The 12,849-nt window shown below is 65.8% G+C and carries 8 protein-coding genes; all 8 read right to left on the reverse strand.

Annotated features, from left to right (window positions below):
- Positions 1–124 precede the first annotated feature (124 nt).
- Positions 125–3,487, reverse strand: a complete 3,363-nt coding sequence (locus CCUG20998_RS14830) for an ATP-binding protein (RefSeq protein ID WP_020729293.1) — start codon at positions 3,485–3,487, stop codon at positions 125–127.
- Entirely contained in the window at positions 3,480–4,175 is a 696-nt protein-coding gene (locus tag CCUG20998_RS14835) for a DUF4194 domain-containing protein (protein ID WP_015355679.1), read from the reverse strand. Before CCUG20998_RS14835 ends, CCUG20998_RS14830 begins: the two co-directional genes overlap by 8 nt.
- On the reverse strand, positions 4,172–5,617 hold the full coding sequence (locus tag CCUG20998_RS14840; protein WP_020729294.1) for a DUF3375 domain-containing protein: 1,446 nt from the start codon (positions 5,615–5,617) through the stop codon (positions 4,172–4,174). Before CCUG20998_RS14840 ends, CCUG20998_RS14835 begins: the two co-directional genes overlap by 4 nt.
- Positions 5,618–5,962: 345 nt before the next feature.
- Entirely contained in the window at positions 5,963–6,094 is a 132-nt protein-coding gene (locus CCUG20998_RS28945) for a hypothetical protein (RefSeq protein ID WP_258035696.1), read from the reverse strand.
- 223 nt (positions 6,095–6,317) lie between these two features.
- Positions 6,318–6,581: a hypothetical protein gene (locus CCUG20998_RS14845; RefSeq protein WP_036455717.1), complete on the reverse strand. Its 264-nt coding sequence runs from the start codon at positions 6,579–6,581 to the stop codon at positions 6,318–6,320.
- A 6-nt stretch (positions 6,582–6,587) separates the two neighbouring features.
- On the reverse strand, positions 6,588–9,164 hold the full coding sequence (locus tag CCUG20998_RS14850) for a WXG100-like domain-containing protein (protein ID WP_020729297.1): 2,577 nt from the start codon (positions 9,162–9,164) through the stop codon (positions 6,588–6,590).
- Positions 9,165–9,378: 214 nt separating this feature from the next.
- Positions 9,379–11,622, reverse strand: coding sequence for an alpha/beta hydrolase-fold protein (locus tag CCUG20998_RS14855; RefSeq protein ID WP_036455718.1), 2,244 nt, complete (start codon positions 11,620–11,622; stop codon positions 9,379–9,381).
- A 36-nt stretch (positions 11,623–11,658) separates the two neighbouring features.
- Complete coding sequence (locus CCUG20998_RS14860; protein ID WP_020729300.1) at positions 11,659–12,786, reverse strand: M24 family metallopeptidase; 1,128 nt, start codon at positions 12,784–12,786, stop codon at positions 11,659–11,661.
- Between the last annotated feature and the right edge of the window lie 63 nt (positions 12,787–12,849).

Below are 12,849 nucleotides of genomic sequence, written 5' to 3' on the forward strand. Positions count from 1 at the left end.
CGATGAGAAGACGGACGGCAGCGAGTAACGACGCGGCGTCAGCGTTCGACCCGGTTTGCGCGCAGACCGATGCGTGAAGATCCGCGGAGCGCCACAACCAGCCACCGAACCAGTCCGGTGTGCCTCACACCCCGGCTGGTACCCGTTCCGCCGTCTTGCGCATCTCTTGTCGCAGCGACGTGAACTCCGAGATCGTCCTGGTCGCCACCGACGCCACCGGTCGCGCGTTGCCGCCGGTGGGTTCGGTTTTGGACACCATCACCACGCTGTCGATGTAGGGCTCGATGGTGGTGGCGTTCTGCACCGTCGCGACGATCACCAGCTGGAAGCCGAACTTGCGGAATGCGTGCAGCGCCTGCTGCGCGAATTGGGGGTCGGACTTCGAGAACGCCTCGTCGAGCATCAGCTGCGCGAAAACCGGTTTGTTGTTGTCACTTTCGGGGCTGGCCAGGTTGAAGCTCAGCGCGCCGGCGAGGCAGAACGCCATCAACTTCTCCTGCTCGCCACCGGAGTTGTCGCCGGCGTTGCTGTGCGTGCGGATCAGTTCCTCGGTGTCGACGTCCCATTCGGCGCAGTCGAACGTGAACCGGTTGCGCACGTCGAGCGCGTCGCGCGTCCACGCCTTGTCCTCCGGCGCCGTGGAGGCCAGCCGATTGCGTAGTCGGAGGATGTCGGCGTACTGGTCGAGGATCGCCTGCTTGTCGCCCAGCCCGACCTCGGCGATGCGTCGCGAGATGGACCGCACGATCTGGGTCAGCTCATCCACCGCTACCAGGTGCCGCGGGGTCGCCCGCAGCGTCAGCCTGGTGCCACGGTTGAACTCCACCGCCGCCAAACCCGTGTTGACGCGGTCGATCTGGCCGCTGATCCGTCGCGCCTCCTGCTCGGCGACGCGGTGCAGCGTGAGGATCGCATCGGGCGCCTGCTCGGTGACCAGCCGCATCATCCGCTCGTAGGCTTCGGGAAGTTCGCGTTCGTCAATGTGACGGCACAGCGCGACGTAGTCGTGCACGCGCTCGTCAAAATCGTCGGAGTCATTCGGAATCGCGTCGGGGAACGACGTGTCGAACGTGTTCAGGATGCGGGCCAATTCGTCATAGGAGCGACGGCGGCTTTCACGCAGTTGTTCACGTTCCTTCTTGATCGCGGCGAACAGCGCATCGCGGTGAGGTTCCGGGTCGAGCAGCTCTAGCGCGACGGGCAGCTGTGCGGCGTAGCGCTGCAGCAGCTCTGTCAACGGCTCGGACACGAACGCCGGGGACAGCCGCTCCTGTAGCTCCAGCAGCCGGGTGCGCCGCTCGTCGAGGCTGTCGCGGCGGGTCTGGATCGCGCCGCGGCGCGTCATCAGTTTCTGAATCTGCGACCAGCATTCGTCGGCGCGGGCGTTGAGCGCCTCGATGTCGGGATTGTCGGCCATCAGCAGTTCGTACTGCTCGCGCAGCCGCTCGGCATGCCCGTCGGCGGTCTCGGTGTCGATCTGACTCCATTGCGGGTATTGCTCGCAGATCGCCTTGCACGCCGCCGCCCGGTCGCGCCACTGCTGGCGCTGGGCGGCGATGTCGTCGGCGGTGCGGCGGGCCTTCTGATAGGCCTCCTCGGCGGCCGCCAGCTCAACGGTCAGCGCGTTGATCTTCGCGGTGACGTCGCCCTGGTAGAGGTACTCGGACAGCTTGACCGGTCGCCGGTCATCCTTGACGGCCAGCCGGTCGGAGTCCTTGTACAGCCCCGTGTCGGTGACCGCGCGGCGGAACCGCGAGAATACGTCGGGGGTATCGACGCACACGTGGTCGCCGGCTCCGGTGATGACATCGACAGCTTCGGCGGCACAAAGATGCTTCGGATCGACGGGGAAAAGCTTGCCCGCCAACGTGTTCGGCTCGGGCTCAGCAGGTTCGGCGCCGAGGAACTTCGCCCGCACGTGGTGCAGCTGCAGTCGGCCCCGCATGTCGGTCTCGTTGACGAACCGCAGCACCTTCTCCCAATGCTGGTCGGGCACCAGTAGCCGCAGGCCCACCCCGCGCAGCACCTTCTCGACAGCGAGGCGCCAGCGGGTCTGGCCGGGCCTGAGATCCAGCAGTTCGGCGATGTAGGGCAGCTCGGTGGCGTCGACTTTGATTGCAGCGCAGATGTGGTCGCGCATCGCGAGCGCGAACTCCGGCAGCGCCGAACCGACGTGTTCGACGCGCTTGAGCTCCTTGGCGACATCGTCGCGGGCGATGCGGGCAGCCTTCTGCGCGTACTCGGCGTCGGTGGATGCCTCTCGGTTTCGTTCGACCTTGGCAAGCAGTTCGGTGGCCTGCGCGAGCAGTTCCTCGCGAAGGTTCCAGAACTCGTCTGCGGTGTCGGGTATTTCGATACCCTGGGCGGCCAGCATGTCCTCGTAGGTCGTTCGGCGGCGCTCCACCTGCTCGGCCTCGGTCTCGGCGGCGGTGACCTGCGATTGCAGCGGAGCGATGTTCGCGCTGGAACCGCTGATCTGCGCGTTGAGCGAATCCGCCTCGGCCTTGGCCAGATTGAGGCTGCGGGTAACGTCCTCGTATTCGTTCTCGAGCTGGTCGACGGTGCCGTCGAGCGTGGCGATCTGGGCGGGACATTGCGCAAGCCGGGCGTGGTCGGTGTAGGCGCGCACCATCGGCGCGTCGACGAGGTCGATGATGCCGAGGTCGGAGGACTCCGAGGCGTAGCGCTGCTGGATCTGTTCGATATCGCCCAGGATCTTGCGTTTCTTCTGCGCAACGGCCAGCAGTTCGCGAGCCTCGACCAGGGGGTCGATCTGCTTGAGCGCCTCGGGCAGCCGGGCCAGGCTGTCGGGTTCGTCGAGCATGAATTCGCGGACGAATTGCTCCAGCCCACCAACGCTTTTCAGCGACTTGGCCTTACCGAGCAGCTGCTGGGCGGCGTCGGACGCGCGAATGCCGATCGCCGCGTAGAGCTGAGCGAGGTACTGCGATTCGACCTTGGTGGAAAACCGCCAGTCTTCTTTGAAGACTCCTGCGTCGAAACGGCCGGAGGCCCAGCGGTTGCAGACTTCCTCGATGTCGAGGTCACCGTCACCGAGCACGAAGCGGCTCGACGAGTCGTTGCGGGACTCGCCCGTCAGCCATTTGAGCACCAGGCCGGTGACGGTGCGGCCGGAGTCACTGGCGTAGGTGACGGCCACGGCCGACCAGGCGGTGCCGTCGCCGCGCAGATACATCACCCGGCTGGTGCCGCCGTCGCTGCGCTGGCCCCAGGCGCCGCGGACGTACTTGTCGACAGTCCGGCGCCCGGCGCTGGATCCCGCGGCGGTGTTGTCTCCGGACGCGTTGAAGTTGCGGCGGTTGAACGGCAGGAATCCCAGCGAAATCGCATCCAGCAGTGACGATTTGCCGCTGCCGGAGGCTCCGGCGATGAGTGCGCCGCCTACACTGAACGGGATCGAGTGGTAGCCGTCGAACACGCCCCAGTTGATGACCTGCAGCCGAGACAGGTGGAACTGTTCAGTCACCTTCGGGTTCTTCTTCCTCTGCTGGCGCACCGCCGTTGAGCAGCTGCTCGAACTGCTGCTGCAGCTCGGTGATCACCGAGGCAGTCATCACGGCGGTGATGACGGGGCTGATCGTGTAGCTGTCCTCGTCGTCGCGGGTCTTGCGCAGGATCTCTAGGCCGGTCAGCCGGGCGATGGCGCCGTCGATGCGGCCGGCGAACGAGACCGCGTCGCGGTCGGTGTCGTTGAGCACCCCGGAGAATAGGCCGTGCATCTCCTCACGGCTGATCAGGACGGTCTGCCCACCGGAGGCACGCATCATCTGGGCCAGGTGCAGGGCAAGGATCGAGTCGTAGGTGCCGAGCGGCTCGCGGCGTAAAAGCTTGATTCCCCTCGCAGACTCGTAGCGGGCCTGTTCGACGAAGGCGACATCGGCGGCGTCGACGATGCGCAGCAGCAAGTCGAGTTCGGAGAGCCGGACGGCCAGGTCCTTGCGGTATTCGAGCACCCAACTGTAGACGTCGGCGTCGGCTTCGGCGCTGATGTAGCGGCGGGTAAGCAGGTGCTGCAGGGCCCAGCAGGCCCGGTCCGGCAGTTCGGAGACGTCGCCGTCGAAGCGCGGCCGGCGCTGAACGGGTGGGCGGGCGTTCTGGTCGACCTGAGGGAGTGAGGAGAAGTCGATGTCGACTTCATCGTCTTGGAGGGTCACGTGCTGGCTCCGGCGATGGTGTTGATGGGTTCGGTGAATGTCAAACGAGGTACCGCGATTTCGAGGTCACGGCCGTCCAGGGAGCGGAAGCGGACGGCGGTCGACTCGGCGGTGTCGGGGTTGGGCTGTTTGAGGGCCCAGGACCACAGCACGATGACGTGGCCCAGGTAGGCGGTGTCGAGCATGGCGACGGCGTCGGGTAGCGCGACAGGCCCCGCGGTGATCGCGTGGTTGAGCATGTCGGACATCGCGGGCGCGTCGACCTGGGTGGTGAAGGCGGCGAAGCTGGTGAGGTCGACCTCGGTGTCGCCGGGTTTGGCGGGCTTGGGGTTGGACAGGTCACCGATCCGGAAGCCGAGGGCACCGACGGAACTGATGGCGTGCCGCGCCAGCGGGACCTCGATGTCCAGGCGGGAGTCGGTGAACGACGACTTGAGCAGGGCGCGGGCTGCGGCGATGGCTTCGTTGAGTTGGCGGGCGACACCGCGGCTCTGTTCCATGGTGCCGAACGCGGTGAAGCGTTTGACGCGCTGGGCGCAGCGCTGCTGGATGCGCTCGACTTCGTCGATCTGATGGCCGACGAGCTCGAAGAAGCCGGCCATGACCTTGCGCAGGGCCGGGTCGAGGGTGGGCAGGGCGTCGGCGACGGCGGCGACGTCGGCCTCGAACTCGGCGCGTTGGTCGGGGTCGTTGATCATGCGCAGGAAGGCGCGGTGGGAGTCGCGGCCCTGGGAGTCCCATGCGGCCTGGTAGTCGCTGTACATCTGGCGTTGGCGGTCGCGGTACTCGGCGTTGGAATCGATGGGTTCATCGAGGGCGGAAGTGGCCCGCTCGATCATCGTGCCGTACTGGCCGATATCGGTGATCAGGCGTTCCATCTGCAGGGCGATCGCCCGGGCCTCGTCGTAGCAGTCGGTGACATCGGTTTGGGGACGCTGGCCGGCATCGAGCTGGTCAAGCTCCTCGTGGAGCGCGGCGATTTCGGCTTCGATGTGTTTGCGGATGCGGGCGGGATCGTTATCCACTTTGACGGCCACTTGCTTGAGGCGCGCGGCGATGCCCGTAATCGAGCCGCCGGTGGCGATGGTGTCCTGGCGGCGCAAGCCGCGGAGAAAGTCCAGCGCCCGGCGAGCGTCCTGGGTCAGATAGCAGACATTCTGGCCGTGGCGCTCGTCGACGATGCGGTGCAGCCAGCCCTGCGCGGCCCAGGACTTGATCAGGGCGAGCCCGGGCTGCGGATCGTTGACGTCTTCGAGGTCGCGCTCGAGCTGTACGACGAGCTCAGTCTCAGACAGCGCCCCGTCGCTGAGGTGGCGCTCCATGAGCATCGCGTAAAGGCTGAGGTTGGTGGTGGCGAGCAGGCGAATGGCGCGAGAACCCTGCAAGTCGCGATTGAGATCGAGCAGCTCGGTCGCCGACAGTCCCGCGTTGTCGTCGTGCATCTGCGTCCTCGATCTGTAGTTGGTCGGACGCCTCAACATAGGGCAAGAGGGCGACATCTCTGGTGTCGGCCCAGTCCGTGTCGGGCGGGATTTTCGTCACCGCGCATGTTTACCGACGTCAGCGGAATGTTCGCTCTCCCAAGGCTTGCGCCGACTCGGCGAACTTGTGGTGTCTCTGTGGATTGTGAGGCCTGTGGTGCTTTCGGGGTGTGCCCGCCAGCGCGCACCAAGCCCGGCGTTCGTCGGCACACCAGCTGAGCGTCACCGTGACGAACCTCCCGGTATGCCCGGCGGCGCGCGTTGATCGATGGCAACAGAGATGGACCCGTGTTGTTGGACGGCGGGTTAGGTGGCGCCGGCGCAGGCGTCGGGGGCCAGGAACGCAGCAAGCTTTGCCTCGGCGCCGATATCAAGGTAATTCGGTAGCCCATCGGCCACCCCGATGGCAACGACCTCCACCGCAAAATTCGCCAACATCTACCAAAGTCAATGGCACGTATTATTCATCCCATATTCAACCCATCAGAAGGGCACGACCGAATGTCCACAGAGGCCCTTCTCGCGCCGCTATCGCAATGCACCAAAATTCCCTTCAAACCAATGTCAGGGCAAATGAGTCTTCGAATCTATCCTTATGTTGATGAATTGATCCGCTCATGACTTCAATGCAGGTCCGACCAATGCCCAGAAAGGCACCACATCACACCGGCGTCCCCCTGTTGCTGCCAGGCCGCTGCAGGAGCAAGTCATCGTGTTCACGGCGCCGACAAGCCTCGATGAAGGCAATTGCCGCCGAGCTGTCGCGCAAGAAATTATCGTATTGGTCTCGAGTAAGCTCGTAATACTCCTCGTAGTCAACGATCCCGTTGCTGACCGGTATCGATGCGTAGTACCGGCCGGAAGTGGATTCGATGCCAATCGAGTATCTGTCTTCTCGTGAAAAATATGTGTCATCAAACTTCATTCGATCTCATTTCTCCTCGAAGACATCCGTCACAGTGTAGTCACCCTTGGGGATTTTTCCGCCGTCCACAACCGCCTCTGAGGCGCCAGTGGGCAGGCGCCCTCCCGGAATCCATTGTTCGTTGGCACCCGCTTCATTACCGGAAGGAATCCGGAGGTTAAATTGCCGAGGATCCTCTATGTCGATCCTGACGATCTGGTTTGAGTCGAGAAATCCCTCGGGCAAGCCCAATTCTTCCTCCATAAGACGCAAGTCACCGCCCGTGCCCGCGATCATAGCGTCGGCTTCGCTTTTTGGCATTACAAATGAGGTGCCGTCGCGTTGCGCGATCCCATATTTATCGAGGTTGCTTTCCGGCATAAAGCGGGTCGCGCCGTCGGTGAATCTGTCGAGATGCCCCTGAATATATTCGGGTGATAAGTACTCGGATGGGTCGGGGCGACTCCCCTTTGGCATCGCGATGATTTCGTCACGCTTCTCCGCGCTCAATCCGTGACCTGACACATCGTCCCCGTGGGCATCACCTCCATCTGCAGTCCCATGAGCCGTGCCGTCGCGCGGTGGTTCAGCCTGGCGAGCGCCGTGGGACGCGTCGCCCGGTCCATGTGGACCACCGCCGTGCGGGGGCAATCCATGCGGATGTCCCCCGGACGGACCGGCGTCGCCAAGCCCGTGTGGAACACCGCCGTGCGGCGCTGATAGCTCGGCCGGGCGACCCGCGCCGGTCATCACGTGGGCCTCGGGCGCGGCCGGTATTGCGGCCGGTGCCGAATGCGCGCCAGCAGGTACCGGCCCAGCGGCAGCGCCGACGGGAACACCCGGCGCTCGTGCCGGTTCACCCACGTGCGGGGTGACCGGCGACACCCGCTCACCCGGCGTCACCGCCGTTGCTGCTGGATGAGATCCGGCCACTGGCGCCGATGCCGGGTCATGCGGGCCGAACGCAGGTTCGGACCTGCCAGGGACGACCGAACCGGGCGCCCCGGAAGGCGCCTCGAGGGCCGGCTTGCCGGGCGGCACCGATTCCACTGGACGCGGCGTCGGCTCGGCCGGGGCACCTGCCGGCTTCGGGGGCGGCAGGGCCACCGGGCGACCGCCGACGGGGGGATCAGCCTTGGGTAGATCACCGCCCAGATTTGCCAGATCCTCGGTCAGACCACGACCGGTCCTGCCGATGTCGCCCAGTGTGCGGCCGGCGCCCGCGAGGTCACCAACCTCACCGGCCAGTCGACCACCCCGACCGACTGCCGCAGCGGCATCGGCCGCCTCGCCACCAACCTCGGCTGCCCGCGCGGCTCCCGCAGCGCCCTTGGCACCCGCGCCGGCTCCCCCGGCTCCCGGAACAAATAGTGTCGCGACGTCGAACAAGTTTCCCCCGAAACCCAGTCCCGGCCGATCGCGGCGCCAATCCTCAAGGTGGAGAAGTCCTTTGACCATCTCTTTGTCCGCGGCGACTGCCTCCTCAGGGTTAAGCAAGTGGTTGATCAATCCCGTCTTGGTCATGGCCTTCCAGGTTTCCGCCGCCCCCTGCGGGTCGATCAGGAAACGTTGCGGGTTGAGCTGCTCGATGCCTTCCACCATCCCGACAGCGGCTTTGAAAACTCCTTCCTGCGTATTGGTGTAGGTGTCGAACACGGTCGCCAGTGGATTGCCGACGTCTTGACCGAGGAACTGGGTGAGCTGACCGCGCACGTAGCGCTGCATTCCCACCACCAAGCCGTCGATGGCCTGCATCCCTTGCTGCATCAGCTGCTGTTGAGCGCGGGCCTGACGCCCCAGGTTGTTCAGCACGGCCTGGATGTCCTTGGCGATCTCTTTGATCTCGTCGAGCACATCACCCTCGAAAATGGCCACCACCTGATTCCACAGCCCCGAGACGGACCCGAATCGATCCAACAGATCCCGGATCGCGTCCTGGGTGTCGGCCACCTCATCGGCGAAATCGTCGAGCGCGCCGGCCAGTTTCTGGCACTGTGCCCCCACCCCGGCCAGATCGGAGCCGATGGCCGATAGGACCTGCTTAATCTGTGCGCCTTCGGGAATCTCTTGTCCGGCCACCACCGATTTCGGAGAGTTCAGTGCGCCCTGCACGCCGTTGAGGGCCGCCGCGAATTCGCGCCAGTGCCCCGCGGCCGCGTGCAAACCCGCGACGTCCCCGTTGGGCCACAGGTCACCGACGAAAGCCTCGACCACCGACCACAACGCCGGAGCAAGCACCCCGGAACCCAGCGTCCCCGGCGCTCCGGGAGCCGTGAACTGCGCCGGTTCCGACGGCGCAGGCAAGACGCCGGCTCCCCCGCCCAGCGTCGAGGCCGCCTCGGCAGCCGAGTAGTTCGACGCGGAGAGCTGAATCTTGGCGCCGTTGTGGCGCAAAGCGTTGATCCCGGCCCCCGCCGCTTTCACCAACGACTCCGCCGCGTCCTGATAAGCCAGCCCGAACACCTCGCCGGCCGCATCCTGACCGGTGTTGGCCGAAAAGCCCGTGGTCAGCGAGCTCAATGCCGCCGCCAAGGCATCGCCCGCGGCCGCCACAGCACTGCCGGCACCCGACAGCGCCTCGGGATCAACCGACAACGGAGCCACGCCCGGATTTTTGCCCAAAGCGCCGCGTCGCGGTATTCACCCTGTTTTTGCGCGCTAAATCTAGCGACGCCCGGTGGGGAGCACCAGCCACCAGTCCACAGCCCCTAGCAAGGGGTGCGCGGACAACGCGTGGCCGATGACGTCAACGCCAAGGACGCCAAAATGAAGGCCCGCTGCGCCGGCGGCTAGCCGACCCATCACCAGCCGCGACGCGTCAGCTACGCGTCAACGTAATGCTATGCCGCCCAACAGGAACCGACACCGTCGTACCTACTGGCTGATCATCCAGCTTCACCTCCACCCCGGCGGGCAACGCGCCAAGCGTGATCTGTGCGGCGGTGTCGGTAGCCACCTGAATCGTCGATGACGGCAGCGAGGCCAACCCCGCGCGCTTGACGTCGACGGTCAGGCTGGCCACCCCGGTGAGCCGCAGGGTGAGATACGGCAGCTCGTCCACGGGCCCTCCCACCTGCCAATCCAGCTCGGTGTAGAGCCCGGGTGTGGGATCGAAATGCGGAACGAAACCGCGATGGCGCCGAATGCTGTGCATCGGGTCCGGTCGGGCATAGGAACGGGCATCGACCTCGGCGGTGGCCCCGCGGCGCGCCGTCACCGCGGGGTCGGCGGTCAGCTCCGACAACCACCACACCTGGTGCGGCCCGATCCCCAAATCGGCCCGCACCAACTGCGGATACCACGCAAACGTGATGTGCCCCGGATCCGCTTGGCGCAGGCCGGTTCCCATGTGCGCGATCGGATCGTTGAACTTGTCCTGCAGGATCCAGGCGATGTGGTCTTCGAACGGATAGACGGTAAATCGGTGCCGGTAGCCGAGGCGGTCCAGCTCGAGCACCTGCTCGGCCACCGACGGGAACGGCACCAGCTCGTCGAGCAGGCCATGGGCCATCAAAAGCGGCAGCCAGCGCGCGTTGCCCAGTAGCTCCCAGCTATCGCCCTCCCGGGCGCAGGGCGAGTCCAGGTTGAAATCGGCCGGGATGTCGACGTTGGGCACCAAGCGCACCCCACACGTCGGCGGCCCGGCCAGCACAACTGTCTGGGCAAACACCTCGGGATAGGTCAAGCCCAGCTTGTAAGCGCCGTAGCCGCCCATCGAATAGCCAGAAACCACCGTGCGGTTGGGATCGGTCCCCAACTGCTCGGCCACCCGCGCCCAGACCTCCCACACGTCGAGTTCACCGGCGCCGAAGTACCAAGTGGACGGACCACGCGCCAGCGGGGTGACCACCACCGAGCCTCGGGTTTCGCAAACCTCATGCAGCAGGCGCGGATCGATCGAAGCGAACTGGTTTTGCCCCAGCGCAAGCGAATGCAGCAGCAAGGTAAGCGGCATCGCGCGGCCGGGAGCATAGGTCGAGGGCAAGCACACCGAGTACGGCTGCACCCGGCCCAGAAACTGCGGATCGGTGTCCAGAACGTTTCCCGCAGCCACACCCTGCCCGAGCTCCACCGAGGACACATACCAGCGCGTCGAGGGACCGGTGATCACCGGTTCGGGTGCGGTTTCGCGGCCTGCCAACTGGTCCCACGCCACGGCTACCCCGAATTCCGAAACGTCACCACTGGTCAGCGCGGCAGCTTGGGCCTCGTCGGACCAGAAGTTCAGATGCGGCTGCTCCTGATCGTGGGTGCGAAACGCCACGTTGTAGACGTTGGGCTGGCCCGGCAGGGCACCCCGTTCGGCGGGCACGTCGGCGAACCCGTCCCCCGCCGCGTTAGCCAATCCGGCGGCCAGCCGAACCGTCCAAGTCCCCGACGGCTCCACCACCGACCGCGGCACCCGCGCCAGAAACGACCGTGCCGGCAGGTCGACGCTGTGTTCGACGGGAGTCTGCACGTGCGTGACCAGATCGATCAGCCGGGCGCTGCGCCCCGAGATCAGCAGCGCCATGTCGATGCCCTCCGAGCGCACACCGGCCCCAGCCGGCCAGTCCGCTGACGCGCTACGGCTGCGATCGGTGTCGAAGGTGAACAGCGCGACTGGCACGGTGGCGTCCTGCAGCGTGTTCCAGTCGACGCGCCACCAGGTGTGCGTCTCGGTGAGCCCGATCGCCACGCGAAAAATGTCGGCGCCGTTGCCGGCCGCTGGACCATCGGGATAGACGTAAGTGCCCCGCGGCGGCGCCTGGATCTTCAGATCGCCGACCGGCAGACCCGTCGCGCCATGATCGTCGTAGATGAAGTCGGTCCAAAACAGCGCCCCGCCGGCCAGGCGAGCGGCGCCACACGTACGCGGGAATTCCTCGCCGAACGGCCATCCCGCCGGTACCGGAAGCGTCGGCTCAGGCCGTCGCGCGGCCGGTGGCACCCCCTCGGGCATCCCGTCGACCACGATGAGTTCGGCCGGGGGTGTCGGCGAACGTTGCCCCACGGGCACCACGGCCTCGGCAACGCTACGCGCGATACGAAAAGGAAGCAGCGCTAGATCCACCAATGACACCCCGCCAACCTACTTGGCGCAGCCGACATCTGGACGCTAAGACACCGGCACCACCATCAGCTCGTGCGGCCGATTGTTGACCGATAGCGCACCGTTTTCGGTAACCACCACGATGTCCTCGATGCGGGCTCCCCACCGGCCCGGAAAGTAGATGCCCGGCTCGACCGAGAACGCCATGCCCGCGACCAGCGGCAACTCGTTGCCGGCGACGATATAGGGCTCCTCATGCACACACAGCCCGATACCGTGTCCGGTGCGGTGCACAAAGTATTCGGCCAATCCGGCGTCGGCCAGCACGCCACGGGCGGCAGCGTCGACCTGTGCCGCCGTAACCCCCGGACGGACCGCATCAACGGCCGCACGCTGAGCCCGCTGCAGGGTCGAATACTGTTGTGCCACATCAGGACTAGGGTCGCCGATGCTGTAGGTTCGGGTCGAGTCCGAGTAGTATCCGGGCTCGTATGTCCCCCCGATATCGACCACGACGATGTCGCCGACCTGCAACTTTCGGTCCGAATATCCGTGGTGCGGATCGGCGCCATGTGGACCGGATCCGACGATGACGAATGCCACTTCCGAATGCCCCTCGGCGACAATCGCTTCGGCAATGTCGGCGGCAACCTGTGCCTCGGTGCGGCCGGGCACCAGAAACTCCGGTACCCGGGCATGCACCCGATCAATGGCGGCGCCGGCCTTGGCCAGCGCGTCCACCTCGGCCGCCTCCTTGACCATCCGCAGCTGACGCAGCACATCGGTAGCCAATACCGGCAGCACCCCCAGCGCATCGGCCAGCGGCAACAAGTGCAAGGCCGGCATCGAATCGGTAACCGCGATAGCTGCGGGCGCACCCCCCAACGCCTCGGCCACCAGCTGGTACGGGTCATCGCCGTCGACCCAATCGCGCACGCACACGCCCAAATCCGATGCGGCCGACTCCTTGAGCGACGCGAGCTCCAAGCGCGGCAAGACGATGGTCGGCACCCCAGAAGCGGGCAACACCAGCGCGGTGAGCCGCTCGAACGTATCGGCGCGCGAGCCGATGAGATAGCGCAGGTCATAGCCCGGAGTGATGACCAGACCGGCCAGGCCGGCCTGCTCGGTCGCGGCCGCCGCCGCGGCCAAACGTCGCGCGTACACCGCGGTGTCGAATCGCCCAGAATCCATGCCAGCCAGGCTAATGCCCGGCGACTGGCGGATGCGCGGTTGCCCAGCTCATCCTCACCCGCT

Origin of the sequence: Mycobacterium marinum (assembly GCF_003391395.1) — a bacterium.
Classification (GTDB): Bacteria; Actinomycetota; Actinomycetes; order Mycobacteriales; family Mycobacteriaceae; genus Mycobacterium; species Mycobacterium marinum.